General features: G+C 69.6%; 13 protein-coding genes and 1 pseudogene. 10 read left to right on the forward strand and 4 right to left on the reverse strand.

Annotation, left to right across the window (positions count from 1 at the left end):
* Window positions 1-25: 25 nt before the first annotated feature.
* The 5 genes from AC1DKV_RS21485 to AC1DKV_RS21505 are packed head-to-tail and all read left to right on the forward strand — an operon-like array spanning window position 26 to window position 5,328.
* On the forward strand, window positions 26-379 hold the full coding sequence (locus AC1DKV_RS21485) for an STAS domain-containing protein (protein WP_477137937.1): 354 nt from the start codon (window positions 26-28) through the stop codon (window positions 377-379).
* The gene (locus tag AC1DKV_RS21490; protein ID WP_441615290.1) at window positions 376-849 is read left to right on the forward strand and encodes an anti-sigma regulatory factor; all 474 of its coding nucleotides are present in this window, start codon (window positions 376-378) and stop codon (window positions 847-849) included. The genes AC1DKV_RS21485 and AC1DKV_RS21490 overlap by 4 nt, the downstream gene beginning before the upstream one ends.
* A 12-nt stretch (window positions 850-861) precedes the next feature.
* Window positions 862-1,983, forward strand: coding sequence for an ATP-binding protein (locus tag AC1DKV_RS21495; RefSeq protein WP_477137938.1), 1,122 nt, complete (start codon window positions 862-864; stop codon window positions 1,981-1,983).
* Window positions 1,980-3,377, forward strand: coding sequence for a sensor histidine kinase (locus AC1DKV_RS21500; RefSeq protein ID WP_477137939.1), 1,398 nt, complete (start codon window positions 1,980-1,982; stop codon window positions 3,375-3,377). The genes AC1DKV_RS21495 and AC1DKV_RS21500 overlap by 4 nt, the downstream gene beginning before the upstream one ends.
* Window positions 3,378-3,384: 7 nt before the next feature.
* Window positions 3,385-5,328, forward strand: coding sequence for a hybrid sensor histidine kinase/response regulator (locus tag AC1DKV_RS21505; RefSeq protein WP_477137940.1), 1,944 nt, complete (start codon window positions 3,385-3,387; stop codon window positions 5,326-5,328).
* A gap of 395 nt (window positions 5,329-5,723) precedes the next feature.
* Here the strand turns inward: AC1DKV_RS21505 and AC1DKV_RS21510 are convergent, their stop codons facing one another.
* The 3 genes from AC1DKV_RS21510 to AC1DKV_RS21520 all read right to left on the reverse strand — a co-directional run bounded on the left by AC1DKV_RS21510 (window position 5,724) and on the right by AC1DKV_RS21520 (window position 7,661).
* Complete coding sequence (locus AC1DKV_RS21510; protein WP_477137941.1) at window positions 5,724-6,188, reverse strand: PRC-barrel domain-containing protein; 465 nt, start codon at window positions 6,186-6,188, stop codon at window positions 5,724-5,726.
* A 64-nt stretch (window positions 6,189-6,252) separates the two neighbouring features.
* Complete coding sequence (locus tag AC1DKV_RS21515; RefSeq protein WP_441615281.1) at window positions 6,253-6,561, reverse strand: hypothetical protein; 309 nt, start codon at window positions 6,559-6,561, stop codon at window positions 6,253-6,255.
* A 272-nt stretch (window positions 6,562-6,833) separates the two neighbouring features.
* On the reverse strand, window positions 6,834-7,661 hold the full coding sequence (locus AC1DKV_RS21520) for a histidine kinase (RefSeq protein ID WP_477137942.1): 828 nt from the start codon (window positions 7,659-7,661) through the stop codon (window positions 6,834-6,836).
* 388 nt (window positions 7,662-8,049) lie between these two features.
* Here AC1DKV_RS21520 and AC1DKV_RS21525 point away from each other — a divergent pair, with 388 nt between their 5' ends.
* Entirely contained in the window at window positions 8,050-10,542 is a 2,493-nt protein-coding gene (locus AC1DKV_RS21525) for a glycogen/starch/alpha-glucan phosphorylase (RefSeq protein WP_477137976.1), read from the forward strand.
* Window positions 10,543-10,570: 28 nt separating this feature from the next.
* Here AC1DKV_RS21525 and AC1DKV_RS21530 read toward each other — a convergent pair whose 3' ends face one another.
* Complete coding sequence (locus AC1DKV_RS21530) at window positions 10,571-11,899, reverse strand: sigma-54-dependent transcriptional regulator (RefSeq protein WP_477137943.1); 1,329 nt, start codon at window positions 11,897-11,899, stop codon at window positions 10,571-10,573.
* 237 nt (window positions 11,900-12,136) lie between these two features.
* On the opposite strand from AC1DKV_RS21530, the gene AC1DKV_RS21535 reads away from it, so the two are divergent.
* From AC1DKV_RS21535 to glgB, 4 genes and pseudogenes are all read left to right on the forward strand, one after another.
* Window positions 12,137-13,174: a sigma-54 interaction domain-containing protein gene (locus AC1DKV_RS21535; RefSeq protein ID WP_477137944.1), complete on the forward strand. Its 1,038-nt coding sequence runs from the start codon at window positions 12,137-12,139 to the stop codon at window positions 13,172-13,174.
* Window positions 13,175-13,883: 709 nt separating this feature from the next.
* Window positions 13,884-17,171 (forward strand): annotated as a pseudogene (locus AC1DKV_RS21540) (maltotransferase domain-containing protein); the annotation flags it as partial.
* Window positions 17,172-17,185: 14 nt separating this feature from the next.
* Complete coding sequence (locus AC1DKV_RS21545; RefSeq protein WP_477137977.1) at window positions 17,186-20,689, forward strand: putative maltokinase; 3,504 nt, start codon at window positions 17,186-17,188, stop codon at window positions 20,687-20,689.
* Between the two features lie 55 nt (window positions 20,690-20,744).
* On the forward strand, window positions 20,745-23,024 hold the full coding sequence (glgB, locus tag AC1DKV_RS21550) for a 1,4-alpha-glucan branching protein GlgB (protein WP_477137978.1): 2,280 nt from the start codon (window positions 20,745-20,747) through the stop codon (window positions 23,022-23,024).
* Window positions 23,025-23,027: the final 3 nt, after the last annotated feature.

Raw genomic sequence — 23,027 nt, forward strand, 5'->3', positions numbered from 1 at the left:
GCACGCACAAGGACCGACACGCGATATGGAGCGCATTCCAATCCTCCGCATGGGACGCCTGCTGCTGGTGACGATCCAGGTGGACATGCACGACAGGCTGGCCMTGACCCTGCAGGAAGACCTGTCCGAGCGCATTGTCAAGGAGCGCGCCAAGGGCGTGCTGATCGACATCTCCGCGCTGGACCTGGTCGATTCCTTCATCGGCCGCATGATTGGCAATACCGCCGCCATCGCGCGGGTGCTGGATGCCGAGACCGTCGTGGTCGGCATGCAGCCCGCGGTGGCGATCACCCTGGTCGAACTGGGGGTCACGCTGGACGGGGTGCGCACGGCGCTGAACGTCGAGCGCGGCATGACCCTGCTGCAGGCGGACGCATGAACCGCTATGACGGCGCCATCGCTGCGCAGTCCTCGTGGCTGCACCACGCCGCGCCGGACACCGGAGGCGTCGCGCCGCAGCAGGTTGCGCTGCAGTCGAGCGAGGACGTGGTGCGCCTGCGCAAGCTGGTGCGCGACCTGGCCGTGGCGCAGGGCATGAGCCTGGTGGACCAGACCAAGCTGGTCACGGCGGCGAGCGAGCTGGCGCGCAACACCGTGATCCACGGTGGCGGCGGGCACGCGGAAATCGCCACCGTGGCTGCCAGCGGACGGCGCGGCGTGCAGTTGCGCTTCGTCGACCAGGGGCCGGGCATCGCCGACGTGCAGGAGGCGCTGCGCGACGGCTTTACCACCGGCAACGGCATGGGCCTCGGCCTGGGCGGCGCGCGCAGGCTGTCCGACGCCTTCGATATCGTGACCGCGCCCGGCCAGGGAACAACCGTGACGATCGCCCGCTATGGCGCGTTCTGACGCTGGAACGAAATGATGCAGATCCGAGCCTTGATCCAGGAAGCGAGCCATGTCGCCGAAGCGCGTCGCACGGTGACGGAGCTCGCCATCCGCTGCGGCTTCGGCGAGGTGGCCACCGGCCGCCTGGCCATCGCGGTGTCCGAGGCCGCCACCAATATCCTGAAGTACGGCACGGAGGGCGAACTGCTCATCCGCGCCTTGCAGGAAGAGGCGACGGGACCGGCCGCCCCGCAGGTCGAAGTCATCGCCATCGACCGCGGACCCGGCATGGCCGACCTCGGCGCCAKCCTGCGCGACGGCTTCTCGACCACCGGCACGGCAGGCAACGGGCTGGGTGCGATGGGCCGGCTTGCCACGGCATTCGACATCTACAGCGCACCCGGCAAAGGCACCGTCCTGCGCATGACGCTCGCGCCGTCGGACCGGCCGGTCGAGCCTGCACTGCCGGCGGTGTCGGTGGGCGCGGTTTGCGTGCCGATGACCGGCGAAACGGAATGCGGCGACGGCTGGCATGCCAGTTCGGCGCGCGCCTTGTCGAGCCTGGTGGTGGCCGACGGCCTGGGCCACGGACCCGACGCCGCGCGCGCGGCCGAGGCCGCCAAGCGGGTTGCCGCGGCGCACGCCTTCGTGGCACCCGCCGTGCTGATCGGGCACGCGCATGCCGCGCTGCGCGCCACGCGCGGTGCGGCCGTGGCGGTAGCCCGCATCGATTCCGACCCCGGCAGCGTGCGTTTTGCCGGCATCGGCAATATTTCCGCCTGCGTGTATTCGCCCGGCGCGCTCGGCGGCTCMGGCAACCGGCGGCAGCTGATCTCCCACAATGGCATCGTCGGCTATATCATGCGCAAGGTCACCGAGGTGGAGGCGCCGTGGCCGGCCGAGACCTTGCTCGTCCTCCATAGCGACGGCCTGGGCTCGCACTGGGACCTGGATAATTACCCGGGCCTGCATGCGCGCCACCCTGCCGTCGTGGCGGCGGTGCTGTACCGCGATTTCGCGCGCGGGCATGACGATGTCACCGTGATCGTGTGCAAGCGCAGCAGCGAATGCCAGTCGTATGCCCCGCGCGTGCAGGACGCCGCCGGGGATGGCGCCCGAGCGGTGCCTGACGCTGGCGAGGGAGCCCGGTCATGAGACTGCCCCTCTTCCAGCTGGTCCTGCGCGCCGATACCGATGTGGTGCTGGCGCGCCAGGCCGCGCGCAGCGCCGCGGCCACACTGGGCTTCTCGGCCATCGAGCAGACCGCGATCGCCACCACCGTATCCGAACTGGCGCGCCTGCTGCTTTCCATGGACGGGCCACGCACCCTGTGCGCGCGCTTGATCCGCGGCGAAGGCAGGGAGCACGCCGAGCGCGAACTGGCCATCACCGTCGACGCCGCGCCCGCCGCGATCGCCACGCTGGCGCGCATGCTGCGCGGCGAAGTCGCTCCCGGCGACCCCTCGGCGCAGGCGCTGCTCCATGCGGTCGCCCTGGCCGACAGCTGGTCGCTGGAAGAGGAAGGCACGGCCCGGGAACGCCTGGCGATCCACCGGCGCCTGCCGGCGAGCGCGCCGGAATCGGCGCCGGCGGCGCTGGCCGCGCTGTCCGAGCGCTGCCTGGACCGCGCCCCCGACCTGATCTTGAGCGAGCTGCGCKAGCAGAACCGTGAGCTGGCCGGCACCCTGCACGAACTCGCGGCGCGCCAGCGCGAGCTGGAGCTGCTTGCCAACGAACTGGCCGATACCAACCGCGGCGTGGTGGCGCTGTATGCCGAACTCGATGACCGCGCGGACCGCCTGCGCGTGGCGGACGAAACCAAGAGCCGCTTCTTGTCCAACGTCAGCCACGAGCTGCGCACGCCGCTGAGCTCCATCCGTGCGCTGTCCGGCCTGCTGCTCGACCAGACCGACGGACCGCTCAACGCCGAGCAGGTGCACCAGGTGACCATGGTGCGGCACGCCGCGGAATCGCTGGCCCAACTGGTGGACGACCTGCTCGACCTGGCCAAGATCGCTTCGGGCAAGACCGAGCTGAGCCTGTCGGATTTCACGCTGGACAATACCTTCAGCGCGCTGCGCGGCATGATGCGCCCGCTCCAGCACAGCGCCGAGGTCGAGCTGATGATCAGTGCCGTCGACCATATCCCGCCGCTGCATACCGACGAAGGCAAGCTCGCGCAGATCCTGCGCAACTTCGTCTCCAACGCGCTCAAGTACACCGAGCACGGCGAGGTCCGCGTCGGCGCGCAGTACCTGCCCGCCACCGACCAGCTGGTGGTGACGGTGGCCGATACCGGCATCGGCATCGCGCCCGGGCACCTGCCGGTGGTGTTCGAGGAATTCACGCAGATCGCCAACCCCCTGCAGCACCGCGTCAAGGGCACAGGCCTCGGCCTGCCGCTGTGCCGCCAGCTTGCCGACCTTCTGCACGGGAAGATCCATGTCCAGAGCGAGGTGGGCAAGGGATCCATCTTCACGCTGATGATCCCCGCCCATTGTCCCGCCCGAGCGCGCCCGGCCGCTGCGTCCGACGCCCAACATCGTTGAGTTCGCCATGAACATCCCACTACGCCAAGACGCCCCCGCGCGACCCCTGATCCTCAACGTCGACGACAGCGACGGACCCCGCTACGTGAAGGGCCGCATCCTGCGGCGTGCCGGCTTCTCCGTACTGGATGCGGCCAGCGGCCAGGCCGCGCTCTCCCTGGTGCGCCAGCACGCGCCGGACCTGGTGCTGCTGGATGTGAAGCTGCCCGATATCGACGGGCTCGAAGTGTGCCGGCTGATCAAGAGCGATCCMGAGACGGCCGCGACGCTGGTGCTGCAGACATCGGCCGCGCTGACCGAATCGCGCCACCGCGTGCAGGCGCTCGATGGCGGTGCCGACAGCTTCCTGATCGAGCCGGTGGAAGCCGAAGAGCTGGTGTCGAGCATCAACGCCCTGCTGCGCATGCGCAAGGCCGAGGAGGAAGCCCGGCAGACGTCGCGCGCATTGCGCGAGAGCGAGGAACTGCTGCGCCAGCTCGCCGATAACCTGTCCGACGTGCTGTGGATCCTCGACCCGGCCGAACCCGAGTTCCTCTTCATCAGCCCGTCCTTCGCGCAACTGTGGGACCGGCCGGTGGATGAGCTCAGGCGCAGCCCGCTTCGCTGGCTCGACTGGGTGGACCCCGGCGAACGCACGCGCGTGGCGCAAGCCTTCGACGCCATGATGAAGAACGGCCACATGGATGCCGAGTTCCAGGTGATCCGCGGCGACGGCGAAATACGCGAGGTCCGCGCGCGCGCCTTTCCCGTCTCCGACACGGGCGGCAACTTCTACCGCGTGGCGGGCATCTACCAGGACATCACCCGCCAGAAGCGCGCCGAACGCATGCTGCTGGAGGAAGATCGCCGCAAGGACGAGTTCCTCGCCATGCTGGCGCATGAACTGCGCAATCCGCTCGCGCCGATGCGCAGCGCCGCCGACCTGCTGATGCACTGCGCTCCCTCGCGCGAAGACAGCTTCAAGGCGCGCGACATCATCGCCCGCCAGCTCCACCACCTGACGCGGCTGGTGGACGACCTGCTCGACATCGCCCGCTTCACGCAGGGCCGCATCGTGCTGCGCGACGACCTGGTGGAGCTGCGCACCGCGCTCAGCACCGCAGTGGAAGCCGTGCGTCCGCTGATCGAATCGCGCAGCCACACGCTGCGCCTGAGCGTGCCGGAAGGGCCCATGCCGGTGCGCGGCGACCTGGTGCGGCTGACCCAGATCTTCAGCAACCTGCTGCACAACGCCGCGCGCTACACCCAGCCCGGCGGCCAGCTCGCGGTCGAAGTCACCAACGACGGCAAGCTGCTGACCGTCAAGGTGCTGGACAACGGTCCGGGCCTCTCGCCCCAGGCCCTGCAGGCCGTCTTCGACCCCGCCACCGCGCACCACGGCGACAAGACCGGCCCCGGCGGCCAGGAAGGCATGGGCATCGGCCTGTCGCTGGTACAGAAACTGGTGAAGCTGCACGGCGGCAGCGTGCATGCCGAAAGCGCCGGCCCCGCGCTGGGCTGCGCCTTCGTGGTCACTCTGCCGGCCCAGCCCTGGCAAAGCTGGAAGCCGGCCACGGGTACGTCGAGGCCGGCACCCGGCGTGCCACGCACGGTGATGGTGGTGGACGACAACATTGACGCACTGGAAGCCATTGCCCTGACGCTCGAAGCCATGGGGCATACCGTGATCACCGCGATCGACGGCCCCGCCGCCATCGTGCGCGCGGTCAAGGCGCAACCCGATGTCATCTTGCTGGACCTCGGCATGCCGGCCATGGACGGTTTCGAGATCGCCCAGCGCCTGCGCGCCATTCCGGAGCTGCAGCACGTGCGCCTGGTGGCGCTGACCGGCTACAGCCAGCCCGCCGACCGCCAGCGGACCAGCGAAGCCGGCTTCGACCGCCACCTGGTCAAGCCGGTCKACCTGGATGCGCTATCGAAGATTCTCGACGAGCTGGGCGAGACGGCCTGACGGCCGCTGCCCGGCGCGAACCTGGAGACAATGATGGAAATACGGCTTCACACTACCCCCGAACCCGACCAGGCGCCGCCGCGGCCTGATATCCAGCCGCCGGCAGTCCCGGATCCCGACCCGCCCACGCCGGTCAACGACCCGCCGCCGGGCGACCTGCCACCGCCGCCCCCGCAGCGGGCCCGGGCCGGCGGGTAGCTGGCTGGCAGCGGCAATCCGTCCGGGCGAAGGGTTGCTCCMTTCGCCCATGGAATGGCGCGGGGCCGGGGCAGGCGCGCCCTGTCCGCGGGCCATCGCGACAAGAAAACGGGGAGCTATCGCTCCCCATCTCTCGGCCATCTCCCGGCCGTGTTCCGGCCATGTTCCGGCCGTCTTCCGGCCTCCTCACGCAATCGCTACCGCCCCACCCAGGGATCGTAATGGTCGGCTTCCCAGTACGGCGAGGCCCCGTAGTACTCATGGATGCTGGTGGCCCATTGCGAATCCGCCATGGTCGGCCAGTGTTCCTTGTCGAAGCCTGGCGCGGCCTTGAGCTTTTCCTTGTCTACGCCGAGCACGAAGCATTTGCGCCGGGTGTCCAGCGTGAGCGCGGACCAGGGCAGCGCGAACAGTTTCCCGCCGATGCCGAGGAAGCCGCCGAACGACAGCACCGCGTAGGCCACGCGCCCGCCACGCACGTCGATCATGATGTGGTCGATGGTGCCGAGATCATCCCCGGCGGKGCCGATCACATTGTTGCCCTCCAGCGTGTCGGCGGCCATGACGAAGGGGCCGGGGCCGGTGCGGTCGGCCGGTAGTTCGCCGACGATGGCGGCGCCCGGGACGGGCGTGCCGGAACGGTTGGTTTCGATGGGATTCATCGGTCAGTTCTCCTGGATCATCAAGTGCGTCCTGCCGGCATGGCTGGCGTCAATGCGTATCGGGTCAATGCTTATCCGTCTTGCCCTTGCGATGCGCCGCAGGCTTGGCGCCGGCAGGCTGGTGTTCGCTGCCGGGCGTGAGGTGCCAGTCCTTGTCGTCACGCGGCGTGCTTGTCTGCTTCTCGGCGTGCATGGCCGCGCTGGGCGAAATGGGATCGCTGGCGGGAAAGGTCATGTCCAGCGATTCGTCCACCGCTTGCTGGTAGGTGGCCGGCTGCTTGTTCTCCTCGTCCTTGCCGGCAGCGCTCGCGCCGCGGGCATGGCCGTGGCGCTTGCCGGGCTTGGCGTGTTCCTTGTGGCTGGCCTTGTGCATGGTCGCTCCTCGATCAGGATTCGGAAATGCATGTCTTCATGCAAGCGGCGGGCCAAGCGGGAGGACAACCGGGACGACGGTCGGGACACACCCGGGAATGTGCTGGAATCGAAGGGGAAACGCGGCGCAAAAGCAAAKGAGCGAGCGAAGTGCGCGGCGTCGCTGCATGCCGGGGCGCCGGCTGGGCGCACCCGCCTGCAAGCACAGCCGCCGTGCACTTTATGCCGTAACCGGTAAAAACTACGGCACGGGCGCGGACTGGATGCTGTGCTTCAGGCGCGGGGAATATGCAGCGGGAAGCTCACCGCGATGCACACCGACTCGCCGTCCGTCGAACAGCCCTGCCMTACGGCCTCGATGCTGGCGCAGTGGGTTTCCACCAGGCGCCGGGTCACCATCAGGGCTGTACCCTGGCGCGGCGCGCCTGCCCCACCCTGCACCGGCCGGCGCCGGTGGAAGAAATCCGAAAGCACGGAAATGCGCTCATTCTTGCGCGCCTCGCTGGGCGTGCGACTCTCGGTGATGCGCAGCTTGACCTGGTCAGCCTCGCGTTCGAGCCGCGCCTCCACCGCATCGCCGGTACGTGCCTGGCGGATGCAATGCACCAGCAGGTGCCGCAGCAATGGCAGCAGGCGGCGCGGATCGGCGTCGATCACCAGCGGCGCGGCTCCCAGTGGTGCGTCCGCGCCGCCGGCGCGAAGCAGCACGCTGCGCCCCTMGGCAACGGGCCGCGTCGCGTCCATGGCGGTATCCAGCGCCGCGCGCAGGTCCACCTGCTCCCATTGCGGCGCACTTTCATCGGCCAGCAAGGCCACGGCCTCTTCCATGTGTTCGATGAGCGCTATCTGCTGCAGCATGCCGGTGCGGATCCCGGCCAGCGCGCGCTGCGCCGCGGTCGGGGGTGTTTCCAGCGTGTGATCGAGCACGTAAGCCCAGCTCTGCACCCCGTTGAGCGCGGAGCGCAGGTCATGCGCCACCTGGGCTATCAGGCTGGCGACTTCCGCGCTACTGCTGACCTCGCCGGGCGCGCAGCTGTCACCGGACTGGCCTGCGTCGCCACTGCCGTGCGTGTTCTCGGAGGGGGAATGTTGCTGCGACATCGAAACCTTTGCGGGCGGCCTGCTTGCCCAGTTGCCATGCAATAAGCATACCGCGTGCGCGGCACCCCTGCCTGCGCGCGGGCCGGGACCGCAATCCGGGCACCTGCCCGGCCAAATCTTGTCTACGATCAAGGGGAACAGKCGCGGCTGCGCCACACCCTGCGCCGCATCTGGCACCGCGCAGTGCGCTGCGCGCCAGCGCTTGCGCGCGGCATGCCCGCCCGTGATCGCGAACATGTCCCACAGGAGGATCCCGATGACGGCAGATACCGAGCCGAACGACCCGCTTGTCCCGCACGTCCCGAACGATCTCGGCAGCGCCAGGGCTACCAGGGCCCCGCACCCCGCAGCGCCCGCCCCTCATCCTGCCCACGACACGCGCACCGCGATGTCCAGCACCACGATCCGGCGCGCCTTCCTCGACCACTTGTTCTATACGCAGGCCAAGCTGCCGGGGCTGGCCAGCGGCAACGATCTTTACCAGGCTCTCGCCCACACCGTGCGCGACCGGCTGGTGCAGCGCTGGATCAGCACGGCCGAAGCCTACCTGGGCCAGCCATCGCGCACCGTGGCGTATCTCTCCGCGGAGTTCCTGATGGGCCCGCACCTGGGCAACAACCTCGTCAACCTTGGCATCCTCGACGAAGTGCGCGAGGCCATGACGGAACTGGGGCTGAACCTGGACGACATCCTCGCGCAAGAGGAAGAGCCGGGCCTGGGCAACGGTGGCCTGGGCCGGCTGGCGGCCTGCTTCATCGATTCGCTTGCCACGCTGGAAATGCCGGCGCTGGGCTATGGCATCCGCTATGAGTACGGCATCTTCCACCAGTCCATCGTCGACGGCATGCAGGTGGAGAGCACCGATACCTGGCTGCGCAACGGCAATCCGTGGGAAATCCAGCGCTCCGAATGGGCSGTGCAGGTCAAGCTCGGCGGGCATACCGAGCGCTACACCGACGACCGCGGGCACTACCGCGTGCGCTGGGTGCCGGACAAGACGGTGGTGGGCGTGCCGTTCGACTCGCCGATCCTGGGCTACCGCGTCAATACCGTCAACACGCTGCGCCTGTGGCGCGCGGAGGCCACCGAGGCCTTCGACTTCAACGTCTTCAACCGCGGCGACTACCTCGGCGCGGTCAGCAAGAAGGTGACCTCGGAAAACCTGACCAAGGTGCTCTACCCCAACGACGAAACCCAGCAAGGCAAGGAGCTGCGCCTGGAGCAGCAGTATTTCTTCGTCTCGTGTTCGCTGCAGGACATGCTGCGCCTGCTCGATGCGCACGACATCCCGCTCACGCGCTTTCACGAGAAGTTCGCGGTGCAGCTCAACGACACGCACCCGTCGATCGGCATCGCCGAGCTGATGCGCCTGCTGGTGGACGATCACGACCTGCCGTGGGACCACGCGTGGCAGATCACGCGGCAGGCCTTTGCCTACACCAACCACACGCTGCTGCCGGAGGCGCTGGAGCGCTGGCCGCTGCCGTTGTTCGGCCGCATCCTGCCGCGCCACCTGGAAATCATCTACGAGATCAATGCGCGCTTCCTCGACGAGGTACGCATCCGCTTCTACGGCGACGACTCGCGCCTGGCACGCCTGTCGCTGATCGACGAGCACCCGCCGCGCTATGTGCGCATGGCCCACCTGGCGTGCGTCGGCAGCCATGCCATCAATGGCGTGGCGGAGCTGCATTCGCGCCTGATGCAGCAGGATGTGCTCAAGGATTTCCACGAGATGTGGCCCGAGAAATTCACCAGCGTCACCAACGGCGTCACGCCGCGGCGCTGGATCGCGCTGGCCAACCCGCGCCTGACCAGGCTGGCGTGCGATGCCATCGGCGACGGCTGGATACGCGACCTGTCCGGGCTGCGCGCGCTCGAGCCCCTTGCCGACGACCCGGCCTTTCGCGAGCAGTGGCATGCGGTGCGGCGCGCCAACAAGATTGACCTGGCCGCGGTGATCCGTGATTGCACCGGCGTGGTGGTCGATCCCGATTCGATGTTCGACGTGATGGTCAAGCGCATCCACGAATACAAGCGCCAGCACCTGGCGGTGCTGCATATCGTCGCGCTGTACCACCGCATCAAGTCCGATCCGCATGCGGAGATCGCGCCGCGCACCTTCCTGTTCGCGGGCAAGGCCGCGCCCGGCTATCACTACGCCAAGCTGATGATCCGCTTCATCACCGCGGTGGGCGAGGTGATCAACCGCGACCCGCAGGTACGCGACCGGCTCAAGGTGGTGTTCCTGCCCAACTTCAACGTGACCCATGGCCAGCGCATCTACMCGGCCGCCGACCTCTCCGAGCAGATCTCGCTGGCGGGCAAGGAAGCCTCCGGCACCGGCAATATGAAGTTCGCCATGAATGGCGCCATCACCATTGGCACCATGGATGGCGCCAATATCGAACTGCGCGACCATATCGGCGCCGACAATTTCTTCCCCTTCGGGCTGACGGCGGCGGAGGTCTATGCGCTGAAGGCAGCGGGCTACCGGCCGGCCAGCTTTTACGATGGCAATGCCGAGCTGCGCGCGGTGATCGGGCTGGCGCGCCAGGGCTTCTTCGCCAAGGGGGACGCGGCGGTGTTCCAGCCGCTGTTCGACGGGCTGCTGCAGCACGATCCCTACCTGCTGCTGGCGGATTTCGCCTCCTACCTGCATTGCCAGCAGGATGTGAGCGCCGCCTACGCGGACCGCGAGCGCTGGCAGCGCATGTCGGTGCTGTCGTCGGCGCGCTCTGGCCATTTTTCGTCCGATCGTGCCATCCAGGAATACTGCTCGCGCATCTGGCATGTGCGCCCCGTGCCGGTGCCGCTGCTGCAGCAGGCCGGCGACGGTCTTGCCGCACAGCGCCGGCGGCGCCAGCTGGCCGATGCCTGAACCGGTGCCGGCCCGGGTGGCACCCACGCTAGCCTGGCGCCGAGCTGCCACCCTGTGCCGGACCCATCCCTGCCGCGCCGCCGGGGCTGGTGCCGTTGGCACGCAGCGATTCGGGCAGCTCGCCGCGCGAGGCATATTCTTCGAGCCGGTTGTAAAGCGTMTTGAGGCTGATGCCGAGGATCTCGGCGGCGTGCTTCTTGACGCCCGAGCATTGCTCGAGCGTGGCGAAGATCAGCTGGCGATCCGCGTCCGCCAGCGAGATGCCCACCGGCACCGACACCATCGCCGTGGCTGCCGAGGTRGTGGCCGCCACCTGCAGCGGCACGTGAGCGTCCGCGATCAGGTCCTGGTCGGCCATGATGTAGGCACGCTGCACGAAGTTGCGCAGCTCGCGCACATTGCCTGGCCAGGCATGCAACAGCAGGCTGTCGAGCAGTTCCGGCGCGAAGCGACGCCGGGTACCTTGCTCGCCGTTCAACTGTTCGAGCAGCGTATTGGCGATCTGCACCACATCGTCGCCGCGCGCGCGCAAGGGCGGCAGCTCGATCGGGAACACATTGAGGCGGTGATAGAGATCGGCGCGCAGTTTGCCTTCGGCCACTGCGTCCTCCGGATTGCGGTTGGTCGCGGCCACCACGCGCACATCGGCATGCAGTTCGCGATTGGTGCCGACCCGCATGAAGGCGCCTGATTCCAGCACGCGCAGCAGCTTGACCTGCAGCTCCACCGGCATCTCGGTGATTTCATCGAGAAACAAGGTGCCGCCGTTGGCCCGCTCGAAGTAGCCCTTGTGCTGGCGCTCGGCGCCGGTAAAGCTGCCGCGCTCATGGCCGAACATCTCGGACTCGATCAGCGTGGGCGAGATCGCACCGCAGTTCACTGCCAGGAAAGGCTGCCGGCGGCGCGCCGACAGTTCGTGCAGGCTCTGGGCGGCCAGTTCCTTGCCGGTGCCGCTCTCGCCCACCAGCAGTACGGTGGCCTCGGTGGGGGCGACCTTGCCGAGCTGGTCGTAGACCACCTGCATGGCTTCAGAGCTGCCCAGCAAGCGGCCAAAGCGGCCGTAGCGGCGCAACTCGCCGCGCAGGGAGTGGACTTCCGCCTTGAGGTCCCCGGTGGTGGCGATGCGCTTGAGGATGGTGCGCAGGCGGGTCACATTGATGGGCTTGACGAGGTAGTCCGTGGCGCCCAGGCGCAGGGCGTCCACCGCCGACTCCACGCTGGCGTAGCCGGTMATCAGGATCACTTCCACGCCGGCCGTGMCCACCTCGTTGAACAGGTCCATGCCGCTGCCGTCGGGCAGCTTGAGGTTGATGCGACAAGCGGGCGCGGGAGATCCCCGCGGGTACGGCAGCAGCAAGCCTGGACATCTGTCAGGGAGCCGAGGGTCAGTCCGGGGTAAGTCATAGTTTATGCGGGCATGGGCGACAGCGATACCGGTGTCTGTCTGACAACACGACGCACGAGAAGCCGACATTGAGCTTTGTACGCAAAAGAGTGGCTTCGCGCCGCCGCAAGCGATAGCATTAGCTCAACCACTGCCTTGCCGCGGGCACCAGCGGATCACCCGCCGCTCCCGCGCCCCACGACACTGCCGATGACAAGCAGCCAGCCCACCGTCGCCACCTCCCCGCCCGCCACCGCGCKATCCGCGCAGGCAGGGGGTGCCCTGCCGCGCCGCGGCGCCGGGCAGGGCGCGGTGGCGTTGCTGTGGCAGAGCACTTCGCCGGTGATGCGGCATCTGCTCGCCCAGGTCGAACGCGTGGCCTGCACCGAGATCACCATGCTGGCCGTGGGTGAAAGCGGGACCGGCAAGGAACTGGTGGCGCGCGCGGTGCACGATCGCAGCGCGCGCCGCGCCGGGCCGTTCGTGGCGGTGAATTGCGGGGCGATTCCGGCCACGCTGATCGAGTCCGAGCTGTTCGGTCACGAAAAGGGCGGCTTCACCGGCGCCTTCCAGCAGAAGGCCGGCTATTTCGAACAGGCACGCGGGGGCACGCTGTTTCTCGACGAAATCACGGAAATGGCGCCCGACATGCAGATCAAGCTGCTGCGTGTGCTCGAGACCCTMACCTTCCACCGTGTCGGCGGCGATACGCAGATCGTGTGCGACGTACGCATCCTCGCCGCCACCAACCGCGACCCGGTCGAAGCCGTGCGCGAGGGGCAGTTGCGCGAGGACCTGCTCTATCGCCTGGCCGTATTCCCGCTGCATGTCCCCCCGCTACGCGAGCGTGGCGAGGACATCGCGCTACTGGCCAGGCATTTCCTGGCCGAGTTCAACGCCATGGAAGGCACCGAGAAGACGTTCTCGTCCACCGTGCTGGAGCGCTTGCGCCACTACGGCTGGCCCGGCAATGTGCGCGAACTCAAGAACACCATCTACCGCGCCTTTATCCTGGCCGACCGCGTGATCGATATCGCCAATCCGAACATCGCCACGCAGCCGCCACGCCCCGCGACACTCGACGGCTTCGTCAACGTACGCATAGGTACCTCGCTGGCCGATGCACAGCGCGAGATCATCCTGGCCACGCTGGCGCGCTATGACGGCGACAAGCGCCAGGCCGCCCATTMCCTGGGTATCAGCCTGAAAACCCTCTACAACCGCCTGGACAGCTATCGCGCCGGCTGACGTGCTGCCCGCGTGGCAGCACGACCGGCGCCGCGCCGACCGCCAGGTCGGCTGGCGCGCAGCCTGGCCTTGTCTCTCCCCGGTCACCTGCTGCGTGGCCGCCCCCTTCCCGCCTGCCGCCCTTTTCCGCCGTATCTGCCCGGGCGCCCTGTAGTTTTTACATCCCGTACGCGCCATCCGGCGCCGAAGTCTCGCCCTGCGCACCCGCCGCAACCGTGCGTGGGGCCTTGGTGCAGCCAGCGCCGCGGGTGTCAGGTGCCATGTCTGGCCGGGCCTGGCACGCGCTTCGCATAGCACCACTGGCGCACCTGGCTCCGCCGCTCAGCAACAAGCGGCGGGACCGGCGCACCCATGCGGCGCTCTCGGGTGCCGTGTGGGCCAAGCCTTGTCACAGCACCCCGCCGTCACGCCATCTCGTTCAGTCGCTCGCGTACCACCCGACCACCAGCACCCGCCGGTGGATGCAGAAGGAGTTTCACCATTGAAACCAAGCATGCAATTCCTGGCCGCAGAAACGATCCCGCAGGCTCGGACCGCAGGACCGGGGCCGGGGCCAGGTAAAGGCAAAGGTAAAGCGGCCCGCGGCCAGCCGGACCCATGCGGCGCGGCTCTGCATCGCACGTGCCTGTCCTGCGCTGCCGGGGGCGGTTTGTCCGCCGCMACGCCGGGCTCGCCACCCCGGCCTGCAGGCAAGCGGCGAGGATAGAACGTGCGGATCTGTCTGATCGGACTGTCCTCCTCCCGCCCCGGCGACGCGCCTGGTGCCGACACGCTGGCGCGCGCCGCGGCGCTCGGTTTCGACCATGTCCTGCTGGCCGGCTGGCCGGTCMTGCAGGCCCGGGGCGCGGCGCTGTCGCAGGTGGTGGCCGCATGCCAGGCGCATGGGCTCTCATGCCTGCTGGAGCTGGCGCTGGACCGGTATCCCGACGGCAGCGCCGGGCTGGAGCCGGCCTGGCGCGAGCCCACCGGCTTCGCAGCCGACCCGCGCGACACCGACAACCACCTGCCCGGTGCCCGCCTGCGCTGGCATGACCCGCAGGTGGCTGCCGCGCTGGTGCCCTGGTGGGGCGAGCAGCTGCGCACCCCGGTGGCAGCCGGCGTGGCCGGCTTCGTCTGCCGCGCGCCGGCGCGCGTGGCCGGGCGGCACTGGGCACAGTTGAGCGCMGGTGCCCGGCGTGCGGCACCGGGGCGCCATGTGTCGTTMCTTGCATGGACGCCGGGGCTGGCTCCCGGGCAGCTCGACGACCTTGCCCGGGGCGGCTTCGACGGCGCCTTCTGCTCGCTGCCGTGGTGGGATTTCCGCAGCCTCTGGCTGAGCGAGGAGATCGCCCGGCTGCGCCCTTTCGGGCGCGTGCTGGCCGCACCGGCACTGGAAGCGGGCGGCACCGACGCACTCGCTGCGCGCCGTGCCTTGTGGGCCGCCGCSGCCATCGGCGACGGCCTGCTGGTGCCGGCGGGCTTCGAGGCCKGCGGCGACGGCGCAAGCGCGCCGCCCTACGATCTCTCGCATGAGCTGATCCACGCCAACGCCTGGCTGGCCGCGCGCGGCGCGGCCCCGGCCCGCTCGCTGCGCCAGGTCAGCGGCGGCGACGCGGCGCTGACCGTGCTCGCGCGCACGGACGGGACTGCCGGCGATAACGCCGCCACGCTGGCCATCGTCATCAACCCGGACACGCTGCAGGCGGCTTCCCTCGGCGTCGAGCGCATCGTGGCCGCGCTGCCGCAAGGCGCCGGCACGCTGCTGCCTGCCGAGGGCGGTCCGGGCGGTGCGGATGCGGCGGCGGGCAGCGGGGGATTCTTGCTGGACGCCATGGCCACCATCGCCCTCGCGCCCGCCGGCATCCAGCTCTATCACAGCGTGCCCGGCCCGGCGCAGGCGGCCCCGGTGCGCCGCAACGGCAAGCGGGTTGCCGCCGCCGTGCGCGCCACGCTGGAGAGGAGCGTTGCCGCTGCCTTGCAAGCGCCGCGCATCGCCATCGAGAACGTGACGCCGGCCTGCGACGCGGGCCGCTTCGCGGTGCGGCGCGTGGCCGGCGAGCGCGTCGAGGTGGAAGCGGATATCTGGATGGACGGCCACGACAAGCTCGCCGCCGTCCTGCTCTGGCGCGGCCCCGGCGAGCAGGACTGGCACGAAGCGCCGCTGCTGGCGGGCGTCAACGACCGCTGGCACGGCAGCTTTCCGCTGCGCGGCATGGGCCGCCATGAATTCACCGTGGAAGCATGGCGCGACGCCTTCGGCAGCTGGTGCGACGAGGTCACCAAGAAAAAGCAGGCCGGCGTCGACGTGACGCTGGAAATCGAGGAAGGCGCGCGCCTGGTGGCCGCCACCGCCGGCGCCACCAGGGACACCCAGGCCGCGGTGCACGCCATCGCAAGCGAACTGCAGCAAGGCGCCGGCCACGCCGATAGCGATGCCCGCAGCGATGCCCTCCCCGATCCCGCGCGCGACATGCACCGCCTCGAACTCCTGCTCTCACCAAGCACGCGCGCGGCCATGCAGGCCGCCGACCCGCGCCCGTTCGCCACGCGCCACCCGGTGGCGCTGCCGGTGGAGGCGGACCGCCTGGCGGCGCGCTTCGCCAGCTGGTACGAGCTGTTCCCGCGTTCGCAGAGCGGCGACATGCAGCGCCACGGCACCTTCGACGACGTGATCGCGCGGCTGCCCGCGATMCGCGCGATGGGCTTCGACGTGCTCTACTTCCCGCCCATCCACCCGATCGGCCGCACCCACCGCAAGGGCCGCAACAACAGCCTGCGCGCCGCGCCCAGCGACCCGGGCAGCCCATATGCGATCGGCGCGGAGGAAGGCGGGCATGACGCCATCCACCCCGAACTGGGCACCTTCGATGACTTCCGCCGCCTGCGCGACGCCGCTGCCGCGGCGGGCCTGGAGCTGGCGCTGGACTTCGCCATCCAGTGCTCGCCCGACCATCCGTGGCTGCGCGAACACCCTGAATGGTTCGCCCACCGCCCGGACGGCTCGCTGCGCTATGCGGAAAACCCGCCCAAGAAGTACGAGGACATCGTCAACGTCGATTTCTACGGCACGCCGCCGTCCGACGCCACGCTGTGGACCGCGCTGCGCGACGTGGTGCTGTTCTGGGCGGGCCAGGGCGTGCGCATCTTCCGCGTGGACAACCCGCACACCAAGCCGCTGCCGTTCTGGGAATGGATGATCGCCGATGTGCGCGCGCAGTACCCGGACGCGCTGTTCCTGGCCGAAGCCTTCACGCGGCCCAAGATGATGGCGCGCCTGGCCAAGCTGGGCTTCAACCAGTCGTATACCTACTTCACCTGGCGCAACCACAAGCGCGAGCTCGTGGAATACATGACGGAGCTGACGCAGGGCCCGCTGCGCGAATACTTCCGCCCGCATTTCTTCGTCAACACACCCGACATCAACCCCTATTTCCTGCACGACAGCGGCCGGCCCGGCTTCCTGATCCGCGCGGCGCTGGCCACGTTGCTGTCCGGGCTGTGGGGCATGTACAGCGGCTTCGAGCTGTGCGAGGGCACGCCGGTGATGGCCGGCGGCGCGCCCAGGGAAGAGTACCTGGACTCCGAGAAATACCAGTTGCGCGCGTGGGACTGGCAGCGCCCGGGCAATATCGTTGCCGAGATCTCGCGCCTGAACGCCATCCGCGCCAGCCACCCGGCGCTGCAGAGCCACCTTGGCCTGCGCTTCTACCACGCCAGCGACGACGCGGTGCTGTACTTCGCCCGCTTCGTGCCGCGCGCCGCGCCGCTGCCGGGCACGCCGCCCGTCCCCGGCGCCTTCGACGGCGAAGTGCTGCTGGCCGCCATCAGCCTGGACCCGCGCGCCGCGCGCGAGGCGGCCATCGAGCTGCCGCTGTGGGAATGGGGCCTGCCCGACCACGCCGCGCTCGACGCCGAAGACCTGATGCACGGGCCCCGCTTCACCTGGCGGGGCAAGCACCAGCGCATCCGGCTGGACCCCCACGCGTTGCCGTTCGCGCTGTGGCGGGTGCGGCCGCTGCGCGAGGAGACAGCATKAAACGCCTKACCGAACCGGGGAGCGCCGCGCTGCTCAACGCCGATCCGCTCTGGTACAAGGACGCCGTCATCTACCAGTTGCACATCAAGTCCTTCTTCGATGCCAACGGCGACGGCGTGGGCGATTTCGCCGGCCTGCACGCCAAGCTCGACTACCTCGTCAACCTGGGGGTGGATACGGTCTGGCTGCTGCCGTTCTATCCGTCGCCGCGCCGCGACGACGGCTACGACATCGCCGACTACCGCAACGTCCACCCCGACTACGGCACGCTGGCCGAAGCGCGCCGCTTCGTGGCCGCGGCGCATGCGCGCGGGCTGCGCGTGATCACGGAACTGGTCATCAACCACACCTCGGACCAGCACCCGTGGTTCCAGCGCGCGCGCCTGGCCAAGCCCGGCTCGGCGGCGCGCAACTACTACGTGTGGTCGGACACCGACCAGGCCTACGCCGGCACCCGCATCATCTTCTGCGACACCGAGAAATCCAACTGGAGCTGGGACCCGGTGGCCGGCGCCTATTTCTGGCACCGCTTCTACTCGCACCAGCCCGACCTGAACTTCGACAACCCGCAGGTGCTGCGCGAGGTGATGTCGGTGATGCGCTTCTGGCTCGATATCGGCGTCGACGGGCTGCGGCTGGATGCCGTGCCCTACCTTGTCGAGCGCGAAGGCACCAGCAACGAGAACCTGCCCGAGACCCATGCCATCATCAAGCGCATCCGCGCCCACCTGGACGCGGAGTACAAGGGGCGCCTGCTGCTGGCGGAAGCCAATATGTGGCCGGAAGACGCCCAGCAATACTTTGGCGGACCGGGCGCGCCCGCCGCCTMCACGGCCCCCATCTCGCCCGCGGTGGCAGGCCGCACCCAGGGCGCGGGCCATGCCGCGCCGGCCGCCGGCGCCCCGCCCATGCACAGCGCGGGCGAGCTGAGCAACGAAGGCACCGCCGTGCCCGGCGACGAATGCCAGATGTCATTCCATTTCCCGCTGATGCCGCGCATGTACATGGCSATCGCGCGGGAGKACCGCTTCCCGATCACCGACATCATGCGGCAGACGCCGGAGATCCCGCCCAATTGCCAGTGGGCCATCTTCCTGCGCAACCACGACKAACTGACGCTCGAAATGGTGACCAGCTCCGAGCGCGACTACCTGTGGGAGGTCTATGCCTCCGACCGGCGCGCCCGCATCAACCTCGGCATCCGCCGCCGGCTGGCGCCGCTGATGGAGCGCGACCGCCKCCGCATCGAGCTGATGAACAGCCTGCTGTTTTCCATGCCCGGCACGCCGGTGATCTACTACGGCGACGAGATCGGCATKGGCGACAACATCCATCTCGGCKACCGCGACGGGGTGCGCACGCCCATGCAGTGGTCGCCCGACCGCAACGGCGGCTTCTCCCACGCCGACCCCGAGCGCCTGGTGCTGCCGCCGCTGCAGGGCCCGCTGTACGGCTACGAAGCGGTCAACGTGGAAGCGCAGGCCCGCGACCCGCACTCGCTGCTCAACTGGATGCGCCGCATGCTGGCCCTGCGCCGCCAGCACCGCGCCTTCGGGCGCGGCACGCTGCGCTTCCTGTTTCCCGGCAACCGCAAGATCCTGGCCTACCTGCGCGAGTTCGAAGGCGAGCACATCCTGTGCGTGGCCAACCTGGCGCGCGCGCCGCAGGCGGTGGAGCTGGACCTGTCCGCCTTCGCCGGCCGCGTGCCGGTGGAAATGCTGGGCGCCACGCCCTTCCCCGCCATCGGCCAGCTCACCTACCTGCTGACCTTGCCGCCCTACGGCTTCTACTGGTTCGTGCTGAGCAACGAAGCCCAGCCACCGTCCTGGCACGTCGATGCCCCCGAGCAGATGCCCGACCAGATCACGCTGGTGATGCAGAACGCCGCCCAGGCGGAACTCACCGAAGCCTCGCGCCGCACGCTGGCTAACGAAGTGCTGCCGCACTACATCGGCAGGCGCCGCTGGTACGGCGCCAAGGGCGAGCGCATCCGCAGCGTGGGCATTGCCTATGCCATCCCGTTMGCGCGGGGCACGGCCGGCGAGGAAACCTTCCTGTGCGAGATGGAGCTGGCGCTGGAAGGCCATACCGCCTGCTACCAGTTGCCGGTCGGCCTGTTGTGGGACCGCGACGGCGCCGGCGAAGGCGCCTCGCAGCTGGCGCACTCGCTGTCCATGGCCCGCGTGCGCAAGGGCAGCCGCGTGGGCCTGGTCACCGATGCCTTCGCGGTCGAGTGCTTTGCCCGCGAAGTGGTGCGCACGCTGCGCGCCGGCCGGGAGCTGTCCAGCCCGCGCGGCCCGATCCGCTTTCGCGGCGAGCCCGCCCTCGCAGGCCTGCCGCTGGAATCCGAGGAAGTGCAGTGGATGTCGGCCGAGCAGTCCAACAGCTCGCTGTCCTACAACAATACCGCCGTGCTCAAGCTGGTACGCCGCCTGGCCGGCGGCATCCACCCCGAGGCCGAGGTCACCCGCCACCTGAGCGCCAACGGCTACCGCAACTCCGCGCCGCTGCTTGGCGAGGTGGTACGTACCGGGCTGGATGGCACCCCGCATACGCTGATGCTGCTGCAGGGCTACATCCTGAACCAGGGCGACGCCTGGGGCTGGACGCTGGACTATATCGGCCGCGCCATCGACGACGCCGTGCCGTCCGAAGACCCCGAGGACGAATTCGGCGAGGCGCTCGGCGGCTACGCCGCGCTKGCCGGCACCCTGGGCCAGCGCCTGGCGGAGCTGCATGCGGTGCTGGCCCGCCCCTGCGACGATCCCGCGTTCGCGCCGGAAGCCGCCGGCGAGGCGCAGGTGCAGCAGTGGGCCGGGCAGGCCCTGGCCGAGCTGGAGCGTGCCATGACGCTGCTGGAGCAGCGCGCCGGCGAACTCGGCCGCCAGGCCCGCAACGACCGCTTCGCCGCAGATATCGACACGCTGCTTGCGGCCCGGGCGCACCTGCCGGCGCTGGTGGCGCGGCTCGCCGCGGGCGCGCCCGGCAGCCTGCAGACGCGCATCCACGGCGACTTCCACCTCGGACAGGTGCTGGTCGCGCAGAACGATACCTACCTGGTCGATTTCGAGGGCGAGCCGGGGCTGCCGCTGGCGTGGCGGCGCCGCAAGACGTCGCCGCTGCGGGACGTGGCGGGCCTGCTGCGTTCGATCGACTATGCCGCCGCCACCGTCGGGACCGACCGCCACGAACGCACCCATGCCGCGCTGCCGCCGGCCCTGGCCCAGCGCCGCGAGGCGCTGCTGGACCGTTTCCGCCAGACTGCCAGCGAGGCCTTCCTGGCGGGCTACCGGCAGGTGGCGGCCGGCGCGCAGCAGCCCTGGGTGCCAGCCGGGCAGGTGCAGGCGCTGCTCGACCTGTTCCTGCTCGAACGCGCTGCCTACGAGGTTGGCTACGAGGCCGCCAACCGCGTGGCCTGGATCGACCTGCCGGTCAACGGGCTGGCGCGGCTGGTGCGCAAGCTGACCGGCGTCACCGGGGATGCCGATGCGCAAGACTGACAGCGCCCCGCCACGCGCCATGCCTACTCCCGCGCCGGCCCTGGTGCCGCCCTCCATGCCACCCTCGCCGCCCTCGCCRCTGCCAAACGCGAGMGATATCGAAGCCCTGCTGGCCGCGCGCCACGCCGATCCCTTTGCCGTGCTCGGCCCGCATGCGGGCGCGCGCGGCACCGTCGTACGCGCCTGCCTGCCCGGCGCCCGGGCAGCCTGGCTGGCCKCCCCGGACGGCACCCGCCTGGCCGGGCTGGAACCGCTGCACCCTGGTGGCGTCTTCGCCGGGACCCTGCATGCCGCACGCGCCGGCGCGGCCGACTACCGACTMGGCATGCGCTGGCCGGACGGCAGMGAACAGCTCAGCGCCGATCCCTACGCCTTCGGCACCCTGCTGGGCGACCTGGACCTGCACCTGATCGCCGAGGGCCGCCACTTCGAGCTGAGCAGCTGCCTGGGCGCGCAGGCGCAGGAGCTCGATGGCATCCCGGGCGTGCGCTTCGCGGTGTGGGCGCCCAATGCCCGGCGCGTCTCGGTGATCGGCGATTTCAACGGCTGGAACCCGGCGCGCCATCCCATGCGCCTGCGCCACGGCGCCGGCGTGTGGGAGCTGTTCATCCCCGCCKGGATGGGCGCCGCGCCCGGCAGCCGCTACAAGTTCGACCTGCTGGGCGCACACGGCGAGGCGCTGCCCGACAAGGCCGACCCGCTGGCGCTGGCCACCGAGGCGCCGCCGGCCACGGCCTCGGTSGTCGCCGAGCCGGGCCGCACCGCGCCGCCCTACGCGTGKACCGACCAGGCCTGGATGCGCCGCCGCGCCGGCACCGACCCGCATGCCGCGCCGATGTCCATCTACGAGCTGCACGTGCTGTCCTGGCTGCGCGAGGTCAACGACCCCGTGCGCGGCTGGGAGCGGCTGGCGGCGCGGCTGGTGCCCTATGTGCAGGAACTCGGCTTCACCCACATCGAACTGATGCCGGTGATGGAGCATCCGTTCGGCGGCTCGTGGGGCTACCAGCCGCTTTCGCTGTTCGCGCCCACCGCGCGGCTGGGCCCGCCGCAGGCCTTCGCCGCCTTCGTGGACCGCTGCCACGAGGCCGGCATCGGCGTGATCCTGGACTGGGTGCCGGCGCACTTCCCCACCGACCCGCACGGCCTGGCCCGATTCGACGGCACCGCGCTGTACGAGTACCAGGATCCGCGCGAGGGCTTCCACCAGGACTGGAACACACTGATCTACAACCTGGGCCGCAACGAGGTGCGCGGCTTCATGCTGGCCAGCGCGCTGCACTGGCTGGAGCACTATCACGTCGACGGCCTGCGCGTGGATGCGGTGGCATCCATGCTCTACCGCGACTACAGCCGCGAGGCCGGCCAGTGGCTGCCCAACCGCTTCGGCGGGCGCGAGAACCTGGAGACGGTGGCCTTCCTGCGCGAACTCAATACCGTGGTGCGCGAGCGCTGCCCGGGCGCCATGACCATCGCCGAGGAGTCCACCGCCTGGCCCGGCGTGACCGCACCGGTGCAAAGCGGCGGCCTTGGCTTTACCTTCAAGTGGAACATGGGCTGGATGCACGACACGCTGCGCTACCTGGCGCACGACCCCGTGCACCGCGCCTGGCACCACCAGGACATGACCTTCKGCATGGTCTACGCGTGGTCCGAAGCCTTCGTGCTGCCGATCTCGCACGACGAAGTGGTGCACGGCAAGGGCTCGATGATCGGCAAGACGCCCGGCGACGACTGGCAGCGTTTCGCCAGCCTGCGCGCCTACTACGGCTTCATGTGGACCCACCCCGGCAAGAAGCTGCTCTACATGGGCGCCGAGTTCGCCCAGTGGCGCGAATGGAACCACGACACGGAGCTGGACTGGCCGCTGCTTGAGCAGCCCGCGCACCGCGGCATGCAGGCGCTGGTGCGCGACCTCAACCGCATGCACGCCACGCTGCCGGCCCTGCATGCGCTGGATCACCGCCCCGAAGGCTTCAGCTGGGTGGTGGGCGACGACAGCCGCAACAGTGTGTTCGCCTACCTGCGCCGCGCCGCGCCGGGCGGCCGCGAKGTGGCGCTGGCGGTGGTCAACATGACGCCCTTGGTGCGCCCCGACTACCGCCTGGGCGTGCCGTTCGCCGGGCGCTGGCTCGAATGCCTGAATACGGACGCGGCCATCTACGGCGGCGGCAACGTCGGCAATGGCGGCGAAGTGCTGGCCACCGACGCGCCCTCGCACGGGCAGCCCGCCTCCCTCATCCTCACCATCCCGCCGCTGGCCACGCTGGTACTGCGCTTTGCCGACGATCCGGCAGGCGGCGCCGCCGAAGATTTCGCCAACCGAGGAGCCTGACCT

This window comes from Cupriavidus sp. 05T41, from assembly GCF_056396525.1.